Raw genomic sequence first — 19,584 nt, forward strand, 5'->3', positions numbered from 1 at the left:
GAGAACCGATGAACGTATTCGACTATCTCGCGTCGAGCTGGCCCGAACTGCTGCAGCTCACGTTGCAGCACATCTGGCTGGTCGGCATCGCCGTAGGCTGCGCGATCGTGGCCGGCGTACCGCTCGGCATCCTGATCAATCGCCATGACTGGCTTGCCGGGCCGCTGCTCGGCGTCGCGACCGTCGTGCTCACGCTGCCGTCCATCGCGCTGTTCGGCCTGATGATCCCGCTCTTCTCGCGCTTCGGCCAGGGGATCGGCGCCACCCCCGCGATCACCGCCGTGTTCCTGTACTCGCTGCTGCCGATCATGCGCAACACGTACCTCGCGTTGCACAACGTCGATGCGGGCATCAAGGAAGCCGGCACCGGCATCGGCATGACGTCGTGGCAGCGCCTGCGGCTCGTCGACCTGCCGCTCGCGGTGCCCGTGATTCTCGCGGGCGTGCGCACCGCCGTCGTGATGAACATCGGCGTGATGACGATCGCCGCCGTGGTCGGCGCGGGCGGGCTCGGCACGCTGATCCTGCGCGCCATCGGCCAGAGCAGCATGATGAAACTGCTGGTGGGCGCGGTGCTCGTGAGCCTGCTCGCGATCGTCGCCGACCGGCTCCTGCAGAGGCTGCAGCGAGCATTGACACCGAAGGGAGTCCAGAAGACATGATCGAACTCGACAAACTGACCAAGACCTTCACGCGCAAGGACGGCCAGGCCGTGCGCGCCGTCGACGCCGTGAGCCTCTCGGTGGCCGAGGGGGAAATCTGCGTGTTCCTCGGCCCGTCGGGCTGCGGCAAGACCACCACGCTCAAGATGATCAACCGGCTCATCGCCCCCACATCCGGCCGCGTGCTGATCAACGGCGAGGATACGGCGCAGCTGAACGAGGTCGACCTGCGGCGCCACATCGGCTACGTGATCCAGCAGATCGGGTTGTTCCCGAACATGACGATCGAGGAAAACATCACCGTCGTGCCGCGCCTGCTGGGCTGGGACAAGAAGCGCTGCGCCGAGCGCGCGCGCGACCTGATGGCGATGGTCGCGCTCGATCCGAAGCTGTACCTGAAACGCTATCCGCGCGAGCTGTCGGGCGGGCAGCAGCAGCGGATCGGCGTGATTCGCGCGCTGGCCGCCGATCCGCCCGTGCTGCTGATGGACGAACCGTTCGGCGCGGTCGATCCGATCAATCGCGAATCGATCCAGAACGAGTTTTTCCAGATGCAGCGGCAACTGAACAAGACCGTGATCATGGTGAGCCACGATATCGACGAAGCGATCAAGCTGGGCGATCGCATCGCCGTGTTCCGGCGCGGCCAGCTCGTGCAATACGATCACCCCGACACGCTGCTCGCCCGGCCGCGCGACGAATTCGTCGCGCAGTTCGTGGGCCAGGACAGCACGCTCAAGCGCCTGCTGCTCGTGAAGGCCGGCGACGCCGCCACGCAGCCCGAAACGGCCCGGGTCGATACGCCGCTCGCACACGCGCTCGCCGTGATGGACGAAACCGACTGCCGCTACCTGACCGTGCTCGACGACGCGGGCCGCGCGCTCGGCTACGTGACGCGCCGCGCGGCGCGCACCGGCAGCGGCGTGTGCGGCGAGCGCGTGACGCCCTTCCCGGCCGGTGTCGCGGCGGACGACAACCTGCGCATCGTGCTGTCGAAGATGTACCAGTACAGCGCGTCGTGGATGCCGGTGCTCGACCCCGACGGCGCGTGGCTCGGCGAGATCACGCAGGACTCGATCGCCGCGTACCTCAGCTCGGGCCGCTCGCGCCGGCAGACGGGCCAGCCGCCCGGCAGCCCGGCCGATGCGGTCGCGGCAAGCGCCACGCACTGATTCGTCTCCGTGCCGGTGCAGCGTCGCATCGGCACGGGCAAGCGAATCGATACCGTGCGCGAGGGAAAAAAGCGTGCGGTCAGGCCCGGCGATCGAACGCCGCCTGACCCGCCTTCAACTGAAAACCGTCAAACCGGCACCGGCGAGCGGACGCCATTTCCATCATCCGTGTTTCCCGCAGACGTAATCCATGACCAGCGTCTGAATGGAGTCGCGCTCGACATACCGGTAATCATCCGAATTTTCGCGAGATATGTAGACCTCGCCCGGCTGCGCTCCGGCCATGCTGGTCTTGCCCATCGCCCAGGTCTTGTTCTCGCAGTCGAACGACCAATCGGAAACGACGCGCTTCACCGGAAACGGCGCCGAGTAACGGCGCGGCTCGGCATAAACGATCTTGACCGTCACCCACGAATTGAGCGGATGACGCTCGACGGAAGCGGGATCCACATAGAGCGCGATAGCCGGGCCGGGGCCAAGCGTGATCCAGCTCTCGGCCCATGCCCCGCTTGCGACGAGCGCAAGGGATGCACCCGCAATCCAGCGTCTTTTCATTTTCATTCCTCGAATCCGGCTCGGTGAATTCCGGCGGCCTGATTCTACTTTCTCCGGTTGCGTGACGTGCGCGATTCGAACCGGATCATTCACCGACTTCAAATCATTTCGCCCAATCGCCATCCGGTCACACCTATCGAGCGCGTATAGAAAAATCCGAGCGCCGAATGCATCGCGAATTGCATGAATTCGACTCGCGTAGAATGCCCGCAATAATCGAACATCAAGCCGAGCGGGCCGCCCTTCCATTCCACTCGCACCGGCGCAACGCGAACAAGACAACACGGACACGACCCGTGGCATCCGTAAACGGCGCCGCCCCGACCGCGCGCCCTTGCGACGATCGCCCGCCGACGAAGCCTCCATGAGCAAACCGATCCTGTACCTCCTCGCCGGTAACGGCAGCGCGGCCGACTGGTGGGACGATGCGCTGCCCCACTTCCGGCATTACCAGCCTGTGCCGCTGGAACTGCCGGGTTTCGGCGACAACCCCGCGCCGCCCTGCGAGGATCTCGCCGCCTATGCGCAAGCGCTGCTCGACATGACCGAGCCGGGCCACGCGATCATGGCGGTCGGCGTGAACGCGCTGCTGGTGCTGCACGCGTTGCAGCGACGCCCCGGCCACTTCAGCCGCAGCGTGCTGCTCGCGCCCGTTGGCGCATTTCTGTGGGAACGGCGCCTGCCGAAACTGATGGCGCCGAAGCCGCTGCGCAAGACCATCCACTGGTTGCTCGCGCACTACCCGACGCTGTTCGCCCGCAAGTTCTCGAACCTGACGTGGACACGCGCACAGTACCGCCGCATGGGCGCCGGCTATGCGCGCTGCCGTGCGTTCCTGCCGCACTGGGATCTCGTGCGTGCCGATACCGCGCTGCCGCTGCTCGAGTGGGTCGCCGATCGCATCGAACTCGTGTGGGGCGACCAGGACAACGTGCTCGGCGTGCGCCAGGCCGCCGCGTGGTCGGCCATCCTCGCGCGCGCCGACCTCACCGTCACGCTGCAGGCCGGCTGGGGACACTATCCGTGGATCGACGCGCCGGCGGCATTCGTGCACTGGCTCGAAGCGGGCGATGCCGGCTTCGTCGCGCATACCAAGGGCGGGCGCCTGGCGCTGGCCACGATGGCTGGCCTGCCCGTGCCGCCCGCGCTGTCGCTGACCCGCGCCGACGATCCGCGCCTGCCCGGCTTTCTCGCGAGCCAGCCCGATGCCGAGTGGGCGGTCCGCTCGTCGAGCCACGGTGAAGACCAGGCCGATGCGGCCAACGCCGGCCTGCATACGACGTTCCTGCGCGTACCGGCCGCGCAGGCGGCCGCGCGCGTGGCCGAGTTGCTCAATGGCGGCCTCGAGGAAGCGGTCGTGCAGCGCTTCATCACGCCCGTGCTGTCGGGCGTCGCGTTCGTGCGGCATCTGGCGGTCGAAGTCGAATGGGTGGAAGGCCACCTCGAAACGCTCGCCGACGGGCAGGCCAGCCCGCAACGCGCGATCCTGTCGCGGCTCGGCGAGCCCTGGCAGCGCGGTACGTTCCCCACCGCGCACGGCCTGAGCGCGCCGCAGCTGTGGACCTTCCTGCAACGCGTGCTGCACGCGTTCCACTACGTGCCGGGCGACGTCGAATGGGCATGGGACGGCCGGCAGCTGTGGCTGCTGCAGTACCGTCCGATCAGCAGCTACGGCTGGCATCGCCACCTGACCGCCGCGAACATCGCCGAGATCCTGCCGCCGCAGCCGAGCCGGCTGGTCGAGTACGCGCAACGACGCGCGGCCGGCAGCATCCCGGCGATCATGGCGCGCTGGGATGCCCGCGTACTGCAGGATAACGAACCATTCACCGCGCTCTATGGCGGCGCGTCGTACATCAACAACGACCTGTTCCTCGCCCGCCTCGCCGACTGGGGCGTGTCGGCCGGCAACTACAGCGGCGAGATCGGCGGCGCGACGCCGCCGCTGCGCTGGCGCCCGCTGCGGCTGCTGGGTTCGCTGCCGGTGTTCTGGCGCATGCTGCGCGTCGCGCGCGGACATCTGCCGACGCTCGAACGCGGCTTGCAGCGCTTCGACCAGGAACTCGCGACGCTCGTCGAGCAGCACGCCGACGGCCAGCAACTGGCCGACTGGTTCACGCGCTTCTACGTGTTCGTCGTGCAGGGCAACCTGTGCATCGCGTCATCGCTGGCCAGCAGCGGCGGCGCACTGTGGGGCCGTCCGCCGACCGCATACGGCCAGCTCGACGACAGCCCGCATCGCCTGCCGTGGGAAACCGATCCGGGCACCACGCGGCCCATGCCTACCGACCTCCCGCTGCAGGCGTTTCCCGACTGGCCGCTGCCGGTTCGCGTGCTCCACACGCTCGGCGCGCCCGGCATGCGCGGCTGGTATCTGCAGGTGCGCGAGTGGTATCGCGACAATCTGATGCGCGTGTTCTTCCGGCTGCATCATGCGATGCCGGCCGCCGATCGCGGCACGTGGTTCGCGCCGCATCCCGAGCGCCGCGAACGCAACGGCAGCTTCTGGCAGGACGGCGGCGAAGGCACCGACGAGGCGGCCGGCTTCATGATCTATCCGGGTCACACGCAAGGCGTGCTCGGCCACGACATCCTGCTGGAAGACACGCTCGATCCGGGCCGGCACGCGCAGTACCAGGCCGCGCGCGCCGTGATCGCGCGCATGGGGGGCCGACTGTCGCACGGCGCGACACTGCTGCGCGAACTGCGCAAGCCGTCGGCCGTGCTGCCGCGCGTCGATGCGGCGTGGATCGGGCGCGAGGTGCGGCTCAGCGACGGCCGGCTGACGCTGGTCGAATAAACAGGATGCGGTTGCCGTACGCCCGAGCCTGACCTGCGTGCGGGTCAGCGCACCGGCGTGCGGACGACTCCGTCGACCTTCAGCGTGCGCCGGTCGTGCGCGGCTTCGTATTCGACCGTCTGCGCGGGCGTGACGGCGCCGTACGAACGGCCGTTCACATAGACGGTGCCGTCCCGCAGCTCGACCCGGTCGCCGTTGACCGTCGCGGTGGCCCGCTCGCCCTGCAGCACGGCGCCCGAGCAGCCGGCGGTCGAAAAGCTGCGTACCGACGTGCCCGGCATCGCGGCGACACCGCCCGGGTCCGCCGCATGCGCCGCGCTGCACGGCGGCGCATCCATGCTGCCGGCCGCGTGGGCCACGCCCGCGCTGATGCCGCATCCGGCAAGCAATGCAATCGTCATCGGCTTCAGAGGGTTCATGGTGAGCTCCGTTGTCCGCCGCCGCGGATCGATGGCCAGCCGACGCCCGTGCGCGCATGGCAGGCAGGCCGGATGCACCCAGTATGCGTCCGGTTCGCGGCACGCCGCCATCCGCGTCAGTACCACTCGTCGCCGCCCCGGCTCGCTCCGACACCGGCCCCCCCGGAAACACCTCCCGCAGTGCGACCCGTCCCCATGAAAATCCGCCTTGATCAAGTTGCGACCCGCAACTATTATTGATTGCGATCCGCAACCTTTCCAGGCCACCCATGGACCTCATCGACGCGCCCGCCAAGCCTCGCGAAGCCACGATCCTCGAGCTGCGCGACTTCTCCCGCAAACTGGTTCGCGAGCTCGGCTTCATGCGCGCGACGCTGGCCGACAGCGACTGGGCGCCGTCGGCCGTCCACGCGATCCTCGAGATCGGGATGGCGCCCGGCATCAACGCCCGCGATCTCGGCAACATCCTGCGGCTGGACAAATCGAACACGAGCCGGCAACTCGCGCGGCTCGAGGCGGCCGGGGTCGTCGAGCGGCGCGTGTCGAGCGACGATGCGCGCGCGATCGAGCTGTACCTGACCGCCGAAGGGAAAAAGCTCCAGAAGAGAATCGACACGTTCGCGACGGACCAGGTATCGAATGCGTTGCGCCGCATGGTGCCCGCCGACCAGCAGGCGCTGCTGCGCTCGCTCGCGCTGTATGCCGATGCGCTCGCACAGGACAACGCCGCGAAAGCGCCCGCCGCCGCGCTCGATGCGCCAGCGATCCGAGAAGGTTACCAACCGGGCTGCATCGGCGATATAACGAGCCTTCACGCCCGCTTTTATTCGGAACACTGGGGCTTCGGTGCCTTTTTCGAAAAACGCGTGGCGACCGAGCTGGCCGAGTTCGCCGGTGCGCTACCGGCCGACGGCAAGGCGCTTTGGCTATGCCAGGAAGACGGGCGGACACTCGCGTCGCTCGCGATCGACGGCGATCCGGCAACCGGCATCGCGCATCTGCGCTGGTTCATCGTGAACGACGCGCTGCGCGGGTCGGGCATCGGCCGCCGGCTCATGACGGAAGCCATGCGCTTCGTCGACGCGCAGCGGTTTCGCGAAACCTACCTGTGGACGTTCAAGGGGCTGGACTCGGCGCGCCATCTGTACGAGTCGTTCGGTTTTGCGTTGACCAGCGAATTCGCGGGCACGCATTGGGGAACCGAGGTGGTCGAGCAGCGCTTCAGCCGGCCGGGGCCATCGGGCGATTGAGGGGCGACGGGACGGCTGCGTCGCGCTACCCCATCCCGACGAGCGAATCGAAGACGTTCCTGATCCACGTCTTGACGTCACCCCAGGCGACTGCTTTCTTCCTGAGCATGCTTGTCAGAAACACGATCGACCACGCGACGGCCAAGGCCAGGGCGACGCATACGCTAAAAAATGAAAATGTGCTCATTAAAATCGTACGAGCCGATCGGCTGCAATCAGGACGACCTGCCGGGATTACATCGGGATTTGCGGCAGACCACGTCGTCGCAACCGGATGAACGCCTCACTCTCGATGTAAAAGACGAACGTGCAGGATAACTGCACGCGAGCGACCACACGGCACGCGGCCGGCGCATCACTTGATGCGCTGCACGCGCACGATGCCCCAGACGAGTATCGCGGTAACGACGGCGGTCACCCCGATCGCGAGCCAGATCGACTTGGTCGTGACCCACGTCCCGATGAATGCGGCGGCAAAGAGGCAGGCCGCGCCCCATTCGAGCACATTGTCCAGCCGGTTTCTCGATCGATAGCGTGGCTTGCCGGACGGATCGCGCGGGATCGGTGCCGCCCGCCGCGCGCGCGGCGCGCAAGCGGGAAACGCTTCGACCAGCGCACGGCTCGGCCACGGGTGCGTATCGGCATGCGCGTCGCCAGATCCCGTCACTCGCCAGACGGCGTCGGCATCCGGCGCGCGACGCAGTTCCTGGATCTCGCGGGCCAGGCCGGCATCGGGATCCTTCTGCCGCTCCAGCAACGCGACCTGCGCAAGTTCGGTTGCAAATGCGTCCGTGGTATCACTCACGTCCGGCAATCCGCTCGTGCGAATCAGCACGAATTCACCGAACGCGGTGGCGACGTAGTCGACGAATGCATCGTAGATCGAACGGTAGCGCGCGCCGAGCAGATCGACGAGGTTGCCCCGGCGCGCGGCTGCGCGCGCCAGCGCGCTCGCCTTCGTCGTGACCAGATACGGATAGCGCGCGTCGCGCTCCTCGGGCGTCGCACCTTCCAGATATTCGTCGAGCTCGTCAGCCTGGTCTTCCGGGTCGAAATCGTCGATGCGATACGCGAAGCGCACGTCGTCGGGCCCGAACAGCACGCGCCAGAACAGCGGAATGACCGCGTTCGCTTCGAGCGACGGGCCGCCCGCCGCGAAATAGGCATTCAATTCGCCTTGGCGCCCTTCAGGCATGCGCGGCCACGGCGGGCTCTCGAGAAACACGGGATGGGACATAACGCGGGCCCCCCAGTCGGGATGATCGGATGGTTGTCTTTTTCGGAACGACTTTCACCAACGCACGACAGGCCGACGCATTCTGTCCGACTTTACAAACCTTGTCACCCCGGTCTTTCGACTGGCTTTCCGATGATCGTTCGCGGCGATCCGGGCGGCAAACCGTCGAATAGTCCCATCACTTCGCGTACGTCATGGCCGGCACAAGCAGCCCTGCTTGCGCGATTTTCCCGTCATCATCTGGATATACAAAAATGTCCGTTCGTCCGTTGCCAGCCACGACAGGCACAGCAGTTCCGCCATCGTCCGCAGATGTCGCAGAAAGTTGGCACTCGACCTCACCAGGTATCCGAATCTCGCGCACGCCGCCGCGACCGGGCGCGTGCGCGGCCATCTTCAGTGTCCGCGTCTCGAGAATGTGATCGTCGCGCGCTACGCGCCGAGGCGCTCAGTCGACCGCCGGAATCCATGCGGCGGTCGCCGCGCCGCTCGCGCGGAACGCCGGAAACTTCGCGGCGAGTTCGGCCACGGTATGAATGTCGTTCTTCACGAGATCGTCACGCGTGATCAGCGTCGGCTTCACTGCGATGCGCGCGCCCGGGTCCTGCCCTGCGACCAGCAGCGCGGCGGCCCGCACCGACACCGCGCCGACGACCGCCGGATTGGTCGCGGCCGTCGCGACCCACGCGCTGTTCGGCGCGCGGATGGCCTCGATGTCGGCCGTCGACACGTCCGCGCTGTAGATGCGGATTTTCGACGAGAGCCGGGCCTCGTCCGCCGCGAGCTTCGCGCCGCGCGCGAACTCGTCGTACGGCGCGAACACGACGCGAATGTCGGGATTCGCGCGATACACGGCCGCCGCCTGGTTCGCGACCGATTGCGCGATCGGATTGTCGACGGTGCCCCAGCGCGCCTTCTCCTGCACCTTCGGGTGCGCATGCTTGAAATCGCGCCACGCGGCATCGCGCCGGTCGAGCGGCGCGAATCCGGCCACGTACACGTACCCGGCCGCGAACGCGTCGCCGTTGTCCTTCACGGCCTGATCCAGCAGCAGGTTCGCCAGGTCGCGATCGTTCTGCTCGATCTGCGGCACCTTCGGATTGGCGAGATCGACGTCGAACGCGACAACCTTGATGCCTTTGTCCAGCGCGCGCTGAACGACGTCCTTCAGCGATTCCGGCAAACCGTGATTGACGATGATCGCAGACACGCCGATGCTGATCGCCTGCTGAATCTGCTCACGCTGCTCGGCTGCGTCCTGCCGGCCTTCGTAGATGCGCAGGTCGACGCCGAGCGCCCGTGCCTGCTTCTGCGCGCCGGCTTCGTAGGCCTGGAAGAAATCGCCGGTCGACAGGTAGTTGACGAGCGCGATCTTCACGCCGCCCTTGTCGAACGGCGCAGGCGCCCCCTTGAGCGGACCGGCGTGGGCCGTGGGCACACCGAACACGAGCGCGGTGCCCAGCACGAGTGCACCGAGTTTCAGTTCGATACGCGACTTTCGGCGAAGCAACGAGCGCATGGCGTGTCTGTCTCCACATAGGACGATATCGGCTCAATCTATCAGCGCACCACGCGAATTCAAACCGACCGATTCAGCAATGGATATTATTTTGGATAACAAACCGTCCTGCGTGAAGATTCTCCGAACCGTGGGAGCCCGATCCTGGTCTCGGCGACCTCACGCGTCACGCCCGGGCATCGGTACGGCGACCGATGCCGAACGTAAATGCAAGGGCCAGCACGAGCAGGACGCCCTTGATGAAATCCTGCATGTAGTAGGGTGCGTTCAGCATCGTGAGCCCGTTGAGCAGCACGCCGACGAACACCGCCCCGACGACCGTGCCGAATACGTTGGGCCGCTTCGCGCCCCACACCGCGTAACCGATCAGCGCCGCCGCCACCGCATCGAGCAGCAGCGAGTGGCCCGCGCTCACGTCGCCGCGGCCGACCCGCGCGGCGATCAGCACGCCGCCCAGCGACGCGATCGCGCCCGACACGACATACGCGGCGACGCGGTAGCGCGCGGCCGGCGCGCCGGCCAGCCGCGCGGCCGTTTCGTTGCCGCCGATCGCATAGATCACGCGGCCCCAGCGCGTCGCTTCCATCGTGATGCAGGCCAGCACCGTCACCGCCGCGAGCAGCAGGACCGGCAGCGGTACGACGTCGAACACGCGCAACCGGCCGAGCGCGAGAAACGCATCGGGGAACACGCCCGTCGCGTCCGTGCCGTCGGGCAGCACGGAGCCGGTCGCGAGCGAACGGCCGCCGGTCGGGATCAACTGCAGGCCGGCCAGCAGGAACAGCGTGCCGAGCGTCGCGAGCTGGTCGGGTACGCGCAGCCGCGTGATCAGCAAGCCGTTGAACAAGCCGGCGGCCACGCCAAGCACGACGCAGGCGAGCACGGCCGCCCATGCGCTGCCGTGCCAGACCACCAGCACGTAGCTCGCGGCCATTTGCGCGGTCGCGGCCACGCTGCCGACCGACAGGTCGAAGCCGCCGGCCGCGAGCGTGACCGTCACGCCGATGCCGAGCAACGCGACGATCGACACCGCCTGCAGGATGCTGAACAGATTGTCGACGTTCAGGAACGCCGGCTCCCTGAGCGCGAACACGACCACGAGGACGCCCAGCACGAGCAGGATGCCCGTCCGTTCAAGCACATCGCGGATGCGCGCCGGCCCGGGGCGCGACGACCGTTCGACGGATGCGGCATGGCGGACAGCGGAAGAAGTCACGGGTTTCATGAGCAGGCACGCACGATGGAAGAAGGGGGAGGCGGGCAATCCAGCGTCGCGCGATCGAACCGCACGATACGATCGGCGATCTCGGCCGCTTCCTCGAGATCGCTGACGAACACGATCGTCGTGCGCTCATGCGCATGACGCCGCAGCGTATCGACGATATCGGCGCGCGCGCCCGCATCGATGCCCTGGAACGGCTCGTCGAGCAGCAACAGCCGCGCCGGCTCGGCGTGCCAGCGCGCGAGCACGACCTTCTGCTGGTTGCCGCCCGACAGGTGGGCGACGCGATCGTCGGGCCCGTCGCAGCGAATGCCGAACCGCGCGATCGCCGTCGCGGCCGCCGTGCGTTCGCGCGCCCGGCGCACCGCGCCGCTCGCGAACCAGCGCGACAGGAACGGAAAGCCGATCGTGCCCGCGATCGACGCGAACGGAACGCTGTCGGGAAACAACGACGTACGCCAGCGGTCCTCGCCGGCCAGGAATACGCCGGCGCGAATCGCGTCGGCCGGCGAACGTGGCCGCCACGGCCGCCCGTCGAGCGTCATCTCGCCGGCCGCCGCCCGCACCGCGCCGAAGATCGTCCGCGCGAAGCGCGATTTGCCGCCGCCGACGGGGCCCGCGACCGCGACGATCTCGCCGCGCCGGACATCGAGGTCGAACGGTGTACTGGTCGGCGTCAGCCGCATCTGCCGCACGCTGAAACCTGGGCCTGAGCCTGAGCCTACCCCGGCTCCGGCCAGCCCGGCACGCTCCGGCGCCGGTGCACGCGTACGCGGCAACGGCCGGCCGATCATCGTTTCCACCGCGGCGTCGAAATCGATCGGCGCGGCCAGGTCGGCGACGATCCGCCCGTCGCGGACGATCGCCGCGCGATCGGCGATGCGGCGCAAATCGCCGAGCCGATGCGACACCAGCAGGATGGCGACGCCGTCGCGGCGCAACGCGTCCACCAGCACGAACAGCCGCTCGGCCTCCGCCGCCGACAGGCTGGCGGTCGGCTCGTCGAGAATCAGCAACGATGGCTGCCCGGCCAGCGCACGCGCCAAAGTCACGCGCTGCTGGTCGGCCAGCGACAGCGAGGCGAGCGGTGCGGCCAGGTCGACGTCGAGCCCGACCCGCGCGGCGAGCGATCGCGCCGCCGCGCGCCGTGCGGCCGGCGGCGCGCGCCACGGCGAGGCCGGGTCGCACAGCCGGTCGAGCAGCAGGTTGTCGGCGATCGACAGCGTCGGCACGACGGCGTCGGCCACCGACTGGTGCACGGTCGCGACGCCGAGTCGCTTGGCCGCGTGCGGCGACGCCGGCCGATAGGGTTCGCCGCGCAGCGTCAGCGTGCCGCCGTCCGCTTGCAGCGCGCCGCTCAGGATCTTGACGAAGGTCGACTTGCCCGCGCCGTTCGCGCCCATCAACGCGACGACTTCGCCGGCGCCGATCGACAGGTCGAGCGCCGCCAGCGCGACGGTCGCGTCGAAGCGCTTCGCGACGCCCGTGGCGCTCAGGACAGGCGGTAACGTCGATCGATGGGGCCGATCGTCGCGCGTCACGTCCATCGTCTCGTTCGTCGCGCTATTCATACCGAAGATTCCGGACGGCGCGATGCGGTTGCAGGAGAAACAGGTCGTCGTGGGTCATGTCACGCAACTCCACTGAGGGTCGTCCGGTATTGATCGGCTCGTCAGCCCGCTTCCGGCACCGGAAACCGGAACGAAGCGCCATAGGCGGTGTCGGGCAGGCGGTCCCTTCCGCTCAGCCGTGAACGGAAGGTGCCGCTCGCCGGCGTCGCTCGGTAAAGACCGCGCTTTTTCAGTTCCGGCACGATCAGTTCGGCGAAATCGTCGAGCGTACCCGGGCTGATGAGCGGATTGAGCATGTAGCCGCTCGTCGTCGATTGCCGCGCATGCTCGGCGAGCTGGTCGGCGACTTCGTCGGGCGAGCCGACGAGGATCAGGTCGGTGCCGCGCGTGACATTCGCGAACTTGCGCCGCACGTCGCCGGCGGTGAGCGGCTTGCCGCTGCCGTCCGGCCGCACCACGTAGGACGTGAGCCCTTCCGTTTGCGTCGTCAACGGCTCGTCGTCCGCATAGCGATCGATGTCGATGCCGGTATCGCCCGCATAGCTGACGAGTTGAGCCTGCAGGTGATAGTGCTGCTGCAGCGCGTGGTACTTCTCCTTCGCGTCGGCCGACGAACGCGCCGTCACGATCCGCAGCACCGTGAGCGCCTTCACATCCTCCGCTGCCCGGCCGTTTCCGACCGCCAGCCGCCGGATTTCATCGAGGCCGGTGCGAATCTCGTGCGGATTCGACTTCGCGACGAACACCACCTCAGCGTGCTTCGCCGCGAACTCACGCCCGCGCCCGGACCAGCCGGCCTGGATCAGCACCGGCGAGCGCTGCGGCGACGGCGCACAGACGTGCGGGCCACGCACGCGATAATGCGCGCCTTCGTGCGCGATCGGCCGCACACGGTCGCCGCGCGCGTAGCGCGGCTCGCGCTTGTCGGCGACGACCGCGTCGTCCGCCCAGCTCCCTTCCCACAGCTTGTAGGCCACGTCGAGAAACTCCTCCGCACGTGCGTAGCGTTCGTCGTGGCCGATCATCCGGTCGAGCCCGAAGTTGCGCGCCGCGCTCGTCAGATAGGAGGTCACGATGTTCCAGCCGATCCGGCCGTTGCTCAGGTGGTCGAGCGTGCTGAAGCGCCGCGCGAGCGCGAATGGATGTTCATACGTCGTGCTCGCGGTCACCCCGAACGCGAGCCGCTCGGTCTGCGCGACGAGCGCCGGAATCAGCATCATCGGATCGTTCGCGGGCGCCTCGACCGCCCACTGGACCGCCGCGTCGGCCGACCCGCCATGGACGTCATACAGGCCGAGCACGTCCGCGAAGAACAGCATGTCGAGATCGGCCTGTTCGGCCGTACGCGCGAGGTTCGACCAGAACGCGAGCGTGTTCGCGCGCAGCCGTTCGTCGGCGGGATGGGTCCACAGGCTCGGCGCACCGCCGCAGCCGACGCTGGCCTGTTCGTAAAGGGAAAACAGCAAGGGGCGAGGATCGGACATCGTCGTGTTCAGTGCAAAAGCAGGCATCAGTTGGGTGCCGCCCACGCGCCGGACGATGCGCGGCGGCGCCGTGCGGGCGGGCGATCGTCGGGCTCGCGCGTCAGGTAGCGGTTGAGGTGTTTCTCGAGACGGGCGGCGGGAATCGTCAGCAGCGCGACCAGCACGACATAGACGATCGCCGCGCCCGCGAGCGGCTCATAAACGCGCAAGGTTTCAAAACGAAGCGTATTGGCCGTCCCCATCACGTCGAACACCGTGACGGTCGACGCGAGAACGGTCGACTTCAGCAGCAGGATCGCTTCGCCGGTGAGCGCCGGCAGCGCGAGTCGCCACGCACGCGGACCGACGATCCGGCGCAGTACACCCGCCCGCGTCATTCCGTATGCAAAGCCGGCCTCGATCTCGCCGGCCGGCACCCCGGCAATCGCGCCGCGCAGGATCGTCGCGACATAGGCGCCCTCGTTCACGCTCAACGCGACGACCGCATACCAGAACGCGTCGCGCAACAGCGGCGACGCCCAGCTGTCGCGCATCCATTCGCGCGGGACGATCTGGCCGAAGCCGTAATACAGCAGATAAAGCTGCACCAGCAGCGGTGTACCGCGAACCAGCGTGATCCAGCCGCGCGCGGGCCAGCGGCAGGGTGCGTGACGCGAACCCGCCGCCAGCGCGAGCGGAATGCCGATCACCACGCTGGCGATACCCGACAACAGCAGCAACGCCAGGGTCTTCGGCACCGCGGCGAGCAGCTTCGGCATCACCGTGTCGAGCAGGAACGTCAGCGAAAAACTCATGCGCAGGCGCGCCTCGTACCACGATTCACGTAACGTTCGAGCATCGCGAAAAGGCCCGTCGACGCGACGCTCAACAACAGGAACAGCGCGGCCGTGACCAGGTAAAAGAAAACGTAATGCCGCGTCGCACCGGCGGCGAGCTGGCTCGCCTTCAGCAGATCCGTGAAAGACCCGAGCACGCTGATGAACGACGCATCCTTGGTCGCGTTCAGCCACACGTTGCCGACGCCCGGCAGCGCGAGCCGCGCCGCAACCGGAAGCCGGATGCGGGTCAACGTTTGCCACGGGCTCATTCCGTACGCGTGCGCGGCCTCGATCTGCCCGACCGGCACGTTGACGAGCGCCGCGCGGAAGATGTCGGTCAGATAGGCGCCCTGGATGAAGCCGAGCGACAACGCGGCCACGATGAACGGATCGAATGCGAAGCCGTCGGGCACCAGGCCGCTGCCGTGCAACGCGGACTCGAGCGCAGGTGCGACCGCATAGAACGCGAGCAGCAGGCACAACAGTTCGGGCAGCGCGCGCACGAGTGTCGTGTAGAGCCGTGCCAGCCACGCGAGCGGGGCGTGCCGCGACAGCTTGCCGAGCGCGCCCGCGATGCCGAGCAGCGTCCCGGCGCAGAACGACGCAGACGCGACGCCGAGCGTCAGTGCGAACGCGCCGGCGAAGATGCGCCCGTAACCGCCGTCGCCGAACGCAAGCAATGCCAGCAGCGAATCGTCCGCGGTCATCGGCTCAGCGACCCTTCTCGATCGTACCCTTCAGGTTCGGATAGCGTGCGGTGATCGCATCCCACGTGCCGTCCTGCTGCAGTTGCGCGATCACGGTCGACAACCGGCCGCGCCATGCATCGCCTTGACGCACGCCCGCGCCGATGCCGAGACCCAGCACGGGGTTGTCCGCGCAGGTGGCCTTGACCTCGAAATCCTTGCCGTCACGCGACGACAGGAAGGCCGTGAACAAGCCCTTCGCTTCCTGCACGTAATCGACCCGGCCCGAGACCAGATCCGCGAGCGCGTTGTCGAATTTATCGAACGCCTTGATCTGGGCGTCGCGCTTGAAACGTGCATCGAGGAACGCCGAGAAGTTCGTGCCCGCCTCCACGCCGATCACGCGATCCTTGAAGGTGGCCGGCACCGCGCAATCGACGCGGCGCCGATCGCTTTTTGCGCCGACGAAAACCGTCGGCGACTCATAATAAGCACGACTGAAGTCGATCGCCTTCTGCCGTTCGCCGGTGATCGTCATCGACGACCAGATCACGTCGATCTTGCGGTTCTGCAGCGCGGGGATCAGCCCGTCCCATGCGATGTCGGTGAGTTCGCAACGTACATTGAGCTTGCTGCATGCCGCGTCGAGCAGGTCGACCTCCCAGCCCTTCCACTTGCCGGTGGCATCCTTCGAGAAGAACGGCGGGTACGACTCGGCGTCGATGCCGACGCGCAGCGTCGGTTGCGCCGCGTGGGCGGCCGGCAAAAGACCGATTACGAACAGCGCGGCCGCGGCGCGGCGGACCGTTGAGTGCATCAAGCGATTCATTTGGCAGACTTCTCGGATAACGTCGACATCGCCGGTGTCGCTCCGGCATCGGGATGCGTGACTTTAGTGCCTGCCGATGCGTGTACCAAATGGTTATTTTTTCGATGGATATCTGATCGGAAGATATGCCGCTGCCCTACGTGCCTGAGGCCTGGACTACTCAAACCGTCGGCCTCGAATTCCGGCGTCTCTTGATTCCGGAGAACGCCGGGGCGACGGCCCCTCAACCGACGAACTTCGCGTCCACACCGCTTCGCACCACGAGATCGAAACGCTCGGGGCGGATATGGAATACCGTGGATTCGCACGTGCGGCCATCCGACAGGCGCGACGTACGCCGCAATACGAGCAATGGCGCGTGCAAGGCAATCCGGAGGTGCGCTGCGACCTCCATCGGAGAACCAATGGCCGTGACCGACATGTCCGCATCCGTGATGCGCCAGCCCAGCACGCCCTCGAGTACCTCGTAGGTCGACATTTGCCGCGCCTGCTCGAAGGTGACGATTCCGGCATCGGGCAGCAGGCAGATCTGCGCGAGCGCGATGGGCTCGTCGTCGACCCAGTGCAGGCGTTCGAGATAGATGCAGCGCGTCACGTCGGTCGAGAACGCGTGTCGAAGGCCCGTCTTGTGCGAAACGGCTTTCGCCGACGGGCGACAGGCCGACGCGTTCGCGCCCGACCTGGCCCACCTTGTCACCGGGGGCTTTCGACGGCCTTTCCGACGCTCGCCCGGTGACGATCGCGGCAGAAAACCGTCGAATATTCTCATCACTTCGAGTCGGTCACCCACCCTCGCCATCACACCCGAACGCGTTCATCGGCCTTCGAACGCCTAGGGAAAATCCGGAGACATCCTTACAGCGATTTACCTGATGATTCATGGAAGCGTCATGTTGCGGCGATTCAGGTGTCCGCCAAGCTTTCAATTCGCGTCACGAAACCGATGCCGCCGCGCGGCGCATGCGATGACCGAAACCTGAAACGGCAGCCACCGGCGAATCGTCAGGTGTTCAATACTTTCAACAACCCGGTCGAGAGTAATCGTGAGATTCCGTGGCCCGCTGGTGCGGTGGAGACGAGGCGATGCGCGAAACCTGCGCGCTACGATCGCGTCCTCCGACGACAGTGGCGGCGGCCCAAGCCCTCGCCTGCCGCTGTCGATCTACACCATCCTGTCCCGCCGCTCCGTTCGCCGCCACAACGCCGTCGCCGCGCGTGCGTACGTCGCGATCCATACCGACGACGTGGCATCGCTACTGCCTTAGCGCCCCGCCACTTTCCCTGACTCCGTTCGACCCATTCGCCGTGTCAACCGACCGGTGACGGGATCGGCTCGCACTGCGTTTCCTTGCAAGCGGGCTCCTGATCGAACGGACTCCTGATCGCCGTGCACCACGCTCGCTCGCCGCGAGCGACGGTCGCGCACGCCCGCTTCATCCGATGAACCATCGCGCCACGACCCGCGCCTCGCGGCTCGACACGCGCACCGAAATGGAAGACTCCGTCATGCGAATCCGCACGCTTCGCCGCGCCCTTGCGACCGCCGCCATCCTGTCTGCCGCCGCGGCTGCCGGCACGATCGCCCACGCGGCCGGCGAACTGAACATCTACAACTGGTCCGACTACATCGCGCCGGACACGATCCCGACCTTCCAGAAGCAGACGGGCCTGCACGTCCGCTACGACAACTACGACAGCGACGACACGCTGCAGGCAAAGCTGATGTCGGGGAATTCCGGCTACGACGTCGTCGTGCCGACGTCGAACTACATGGCCAAGCAGATCCAGGCGAGCGTCTACCAGCCGCTCGACAAGTCGAAGCTGCCGAACCTCGCGAACCTCGATCCGCTGCTGATGAAGATGGTTGCCGATGCCGATCCGGGCAACCGGTACGGCGTGCCGTGGGCGTACGGCACCGACGGCATCGGCTACAACGTGCAGGCCGTGAAGAAGGCGCTCGGCGACAAGGCGCCGGTCGACAGCTGGGCGCTGGTGTTCGATCCGGCCAACATGGCGAAGCTGAAGAGTTGCGGCGTGTCGTTCCTCGACCAGGCCGTCGACGTGTTCGCGGCCACGCTGCAGTACATGGGCAGGGATCCGAACAGCACGAACCCGGCCGACTACCGCGCCGCGTACGAGGTGCTGAAGAAGGTGCGCCCGTACATCACGCAGTTCAACTCGTCGGGCTACATCAACGATCTCGCGAACAACGACCTGTGCGTGGCGTTCGGCTATTCGGGCGACGTCGGCATCGCGCACCGTCGTGCCGCCGAAGCGAAGCGCCCGTACGAGATCGGCTTCGCGAACCCGAAGGAAGGCGGGCTGCTGTGGTTCGACATGATGGTGATCCCGAAGGACGCACCGAACCGCGACGCGGCATTGAAGTGGATCAACTACGTGCAGGATCCGAAGGTCAACGCCGGCATCACCAACGCGGTGTTCTATCCGACCGCGAACAAGGCCGCGCGCCAGTACGTGAAGCCCGCGATCGCGCGCGATACGTCGGTCTATCCGCCCGACGAGGTGCTGAGCAAGATGACGCTGCTCAAGCCGATGCCGCCGGAGATTCGCCGGCTGCAGAACCGGCTGTGGGCGCAGTTGAAGACGGGGCGCTGAACCGCGCGCCGCGGTAACGCATCGTGCCGCCGGCGGCTTGCGCGCGCCGGCGCCACGCCGTCGCCTCGAAACCGGGGACATCGCGTGCCAGCGGGCCCGCCCTGCCACGCGCGCATCGCAACGACAGTAGTCGAACCGGTCGCGCGAACTATCGCAACGCCTGCTCCGCCGAAAACGCGTGTTCCACGAAGCGGATCACGTCGTCGAGCGACGACGTGCATGTGGCCCCCGCCGCGAGCTCGCGAAACGCACCGTCCGGCCCGAGGCAGATGAGCGGCTTGCGCCAGCGCCGCGCGAGCGCGATCTCCTCGGCCGTGCCGTGGCCGCCCGGCAGCGCGACGATCAGGTCGCTGCTCAGCACGTTCACGTAGTTGCGGTTGATCGTATCCGGGGCGGCGCCCGGCTCGCGGCGCGGCAGCGGCGTGAGGATCGGGATGTCGACGAACGGATGCGGATAGCCGTCGAGCGGCACGAAGCCCGCGAGCGGATCGGCCTGCGTCGGCAGGATGCCGATCGACCGGCCGGCCCGCCCCGGCACGCCGGCGAACGCGCGCGCGACCGCCAGCATCACGCCCTGCCCGCCGCCCGTCAGCAGGTTGAAACCGGCCTGCGCGAGCCAGGCGCCGAGCGGCTCCGAAAACGCGAGCCACGGCTCCTTGCCCGAGCCCATCACGCCGATCGTCTTGTTCTTCTGTTGCATCGAAATTTTCAGTGAAGTCGTTGGTCGTTGGGTGGTGCGCGATG

18 protein-coding genes are annotated in these 19,584 nt (G+C 67.3%); 6 read left to right on the top strand and 12 right to left on the bottom strand.

All coding sequences use genetic code 11. From position 1 onward, the window contains the following. Positions 1-8 precede the first annotated feature (8 nt). Complete coding sequence (locus tag CFB43_RS36720; protein ID WP_089498931.1) at positions 9-662, top strand: ABC transporter permease; 654 nt, start codon at positions 9-11, stop codon at positions 660-662. Further along, a complete protein-coding gene (locus CFB43_RS36725) occupies positions 659-1,834 on the top strand; it encodes an ABC transporter ATP-binding protein (RefSeq protein WP_089498932.1) in 1,176 nt (391 codons plus the stop codon). The genes CFB43_RS36720 and CFB43_RS36725 overlap by 4 nt, the downstream gene beginning before the upstream one ends. 162 nt (positions 1,835-1,996) lie before the next feature. Here CFB43_RS36725 and CFB43_RS36730 read toward each other — a convergent pair whose 3' ends face one another. Then, positions 1,997-2,395, bottom strand: a complete 399-nt coding sequence (locus tag CFB43_RS36730; RefSeq protein WP_089498933.1) for a surface-adhesin E family protein — start codon at positions 2,393-2,395, stop codon at positions 1,997-1,999. 358 nt (positions 2,396-2,753) lie between these two features. Between CFB43_RS36730 and CFB43_RS36735 the strand changes: the two genes are divergently transcribed. Then, positions 2,754-5,189 (top strand): PEP-utilizing enzyme, encoded by a 2,436-nt coding sequence (locus CFB43_RS36735; protein WP_089498934.1) that lies wholly within the window; start codon positions 2,754-2,756, stop codon positions 5,187-5,189. A 44-nt stretch (positions 5,190-5,233) separates the two neighbouring features. On the opposite strand, the gene CFB43_RS36740 is transcribed toward CFB43_RS36735, so the two are convergent. Then, the gene (locus CFB43_RS36740) at positions 5,234-5,608 is read right to left on the bottom strand and encodes a sugar ABC transporter ATPase (RefSeq protein ID WP_089498935.1); all 375 of its coding nucleotides are present in this window, start codon (positions 5,606-5,608) and stop codon (positions 5,234-5,236) included. A gap of 269 nt (positions 5,609-5,877) precedes the next feature. Between CFB43_RS36740 and CFB43_RS36745 the strand changes: the two genes are divergently transcribed. Then, positions 5,878-6,858, top strand: coding sequence for a bifunctional helix-turn-helix transcriptional regulator/GNAT family N-acetyltransferase (locus CFB43_RS36745; RefSeq protein ID WP_089498936.1), 981 nt, complete (start codon positions 5,878-5,880; stop codon positions 6,856-6,858). Positions 6,859-7,213: 355 nt separating this feature from the next. Here the strand turns inward: CFB43_RS36745 and CFB43_RS36750 are convergent, their stop codons facing one another. The 9 genes from CFB43_RS36750 to CFB43_RS39095 all read right to left on the bottom strand — a co-directional run bounded on the left by CFB43_RS36750 (position 7,214) and on the right by CFB43_RS39095 (position 16,819). Then, on the bottom strand, positions 7,214-8,095 hold the full coding sequence (locus CFB43_RS36750) for a hypothetical protein (protein ID WP_089498937.1): 882 nt from the start codon (positions 8,093-8,095) through the stop codon (positions 7,214-7,216). 448 nt (positions 8,096-8,543) lie between these two features. Further along, a complete protein-coding gene (locus CFB43_RS36755; protein WP_089498938.1) occupies positions 8,544-9,614 on the bottom strand; it encodes a substrate-binding domain-containing protein in 1,071 nt (356 codons plus the stop codon). Positions 9,615-9,780: 166 nt separating this feature from the next. Beyond that, positions 9,781-10,839, bottom strand: a complete 1,059-nt coding sequence (locus tag CFB43_RS36760) for an ABC transporter permease (RefSeq protein ID WP_089498939.1) — start codon at positions 10,837-10,839, stop codon at positions 9,781-9,783. Then, a complete protein-coding gene (locus CFB43_RS36765) occupies positions 10,836-12,407 on the bottom strand; it encodes a sugar ABC transporter ATP-binding protein (RefSeq protein WP_089498940.1) in 1,572 nt (523 codons plus the stop codon). Before CFB43_RS36765 ends, CFB43_RS36760 begins: the two co-directional genes overlap by 4 nt. A gap of 101 nt (positions 12,408-12,508) precedes the next feature. Further along, positions 12,509-13,891 (bottom strand): LLM class flavin-dependent oxidoreductase, encoded by a 1,383-nt coding sequence (locus CFB43_RS36770; RefSeq protein WP_089499082.1) that lies wholly within the window; start codon positions 13,889-13,891, stop codon positions 12,509-12,511. A 26-nt stretch (positions 13,892-13,917) separates the two neighbouring features. Beyond that, positions 13,918-14,685: an ABC transporter permease gene (locus tag CFB43_RS36775; protein ID WP_089498941.1), complete on the bottom strand. Its 768-nt coding sequence runs from the start codon at positions 14,683-14,685 to the stop codon at positions 13,918-13,920. After that, positions 14,682-15,416 (bottom strand): ABC transporter permease, encoded by a 735-nt coding sequence (locus tag CFB43_RS36780; RefSeq protein ID WP_089498942.1) that lies wholly within the window; start codon positions 15,414-15,416, stop codon positions 14,682-14,684. The genes CFB43_RS36775 and CFB43_RS36780 overlap by 4 nt, the downstream gene beginning before the upstream one ends. A 4-nt stretch (positions 15,417-15,420) precedes the next feature. Continuing rightward, on the bottom strand, positions 15,421-16,224 hold the full coding sequence (locus tag CFB43_RS36785) for a transporter substrate-binding domain-containing protein (RefSeq protein ID WP_089498943.1): 804 nt from the start codon (positions 16,222-16,224) through the stop codon (positions 15,421-15,423). A gap of 223 nt (positions 16,225-16,447) precedes the next feature. Then, the gene (locus tag CFB43_RS39095) at positions 16,448-16,819 is read right to left on the bottom strand and encodes a UTRA domain-containing protein (protein WP_256990206.1); all 372 of its coding nucleotides are present in this window, start codon (positions 16,817-16,819) and stop codon (positions 16,448-16,450) included. A 469-nt stretch (positions 16,820-17,288) separates the two neighbouring features. On the opposite strand from CFB43_RS39095, the gene CFB43_RS39100 reads away from it, so the two are divergent. After that, on the top strand, positions 17,289-17,489 hold the full coding sequence (locus CFB43_RS39100; protein ID WP_373452579.1) for a hypothetical protein: 201 nt from the start codon (positions 17,289-17,291) through the stop codon (positions 17,487-17,489). Between the two features lie 241 nt (positions 17,490-17,730). Next, on the top strand, positions 17,731-18,840 hold the full coding sequence (locus tag CFB43_RS36800) for a polyamine ABC transporter substrate-binding protein (RefSeq protein ID WP_089499083.1): 1,110 nt from the start codon (positions 17,731-17,733) through the stop codon (positions 18,838-18,840). A 148-nt stretch (positions 18,841-18,988) separates the two neighbouring features. Here CFB43_RS36800 and CFB43_RS36805 read toward each other — a convergent pair whose 3' ends face one another. Further along, positions 18,989-19,540 (bottom strand): DNA-binding protein, encoded by a 552-nt coding sequence (locus tag CFB43_RS36805; protein WP_089498945.1) that lies wholly within the window; start codon positions 19,538-19,540, stop codon positions 18,989-18,991. Positions 19,541-19,584 lie beyond the last annotated feature (44 nt).

Source organism: Burkholderia sp. AU15512 (genome assembly GCF_002223325.1).
GTDB lineage: Bacteria > Pseudomonadota > Gammaproteobacteria > Burkholderiales > Burkholderiaceae > Burkholderia.

What these genes read in the sequence shown, in the direction of transcription:
- CFB43_RS36755 (WP_089498938.1), bottom strand. Translation starts at nt 9,614, where the DNA reads ATGCGCTCGTTGCTTCGCCGAAAGTCGCGTATCGAACTGAAACTCGGT.
- CFB43_RS36775 (WP_089498941.1), bottom strand. Translation starts at nt 14,685, where the DNA reads ATGAGTTTTTCGCTGACGTTCCTGCTCGACACGGTGATGCCGAAGCTG.
- CFB43_RS36800 (WP_089499083.1), top strand. Translation starts at nt 17,731, where the DNA reads ATGCGAATCCGCACGCTTCGCCGCGCCCTTGCGACCGCCGCCATCCTG.
- CFB43_RS36780 (WP_089498942.1), bottom strand. Translation starts at nt 15,416, where the DNA reads ATGACCGCGGACGATTCGCTGCTGGCATTGCTTGCGTTCGGCGACGGC.
- CFB43_RS36745 (WP_089498936.1), top strand. Translation starts at nt 5,878, where the DNA reads ATGGACCTCATCGACGCGCCCGCCAAGCCTCGCGAAGCCACGATCCTC.
- CFB43_RS36750 (WP_089498937.1), bottom strand. Translation starts at nt 8,095, where the DNA reads ATGTCCCATCCCGTGTTTCTCGAGAGCCCGCCGTGGCCGCGCATGCCT.
- CFB43_RS36725 (WP_089498932.1), top strand. Translation starts at nt 659, where the DNA reads ATGATCGAACTCGACAAACTGACCAAGACCTTCACGCGCAAGGACGGC.
- CFB43_RS36730 (WP_089498933.1), bottom strand. Translation starts at nt 2,395, where the DNA reads ATGAAAATGAAAAGACGCTGGATTGCGGGTGCATCCCTTGCGCTCGTC.
- CFB43_RS36740 (WP_089498935.1), bottom strand. Translation starts at nt 5,608, where the DNA reads ATGAACCCTCTGAAGCCGATGACGATTGCATTGCTTGCCGGATGCGGC.
- CFB43_RS36720 (WP_089498931.1), top strand. Translation starts at nt 9, where the DNA reads ATGAACGTATTCGACTATCTCGCGTCGAGCTGGCCCGAACTGCTGCAG.
- CFB43_RS36735 (WP_089498934.1), top strand. Translation starts at nt 2,754, where the DNA reads ATGAGCAAACCGATCCTGTACCTCCTCGCCGGTAACGGCAGCGCGGCC.
- CFB43_RS36785 (WP_089498943.1), bottom strand. Translation starts at nt 16,224, where the DNA reads ATGAATCGCTTGATGCACTCAACGGTCCGCCGCGCCGCGGCCGCGCTG.
- CFB43_RS36805 (WP_089498945.1), bottom strand. Translation starts at nt 19,540, where the DNA reads ATGCAACAGAAGAACAAGACGATCGGCGTGATGGGCTCGGGCAAGGAG.
- CFB43_RS36760 (WP_089498939.1), bottom strand. Translation starts at nt 10,839, where the DNA reads ATGAAACCCGTGACTTCTTCCGCTGTCCGCCATGCCGCATCCGTCGAA.
- CFB43_RS36765 (WP_089498940.1), bottom strand. Translation starts at nt 12,407, where the DNA reads ATGAATAGCGCGACGAACGAGACGATGGACGTGACGCGCGACGATCGG.
- CFB43_RS36770 (WP_089499082.1), bottom strand. Translation starts at nt 13,891, where the DNA reads ATGTCCGATCCTCGCCCCTTGCTGTTTTCCCTTTACGAACAGGCCAGC.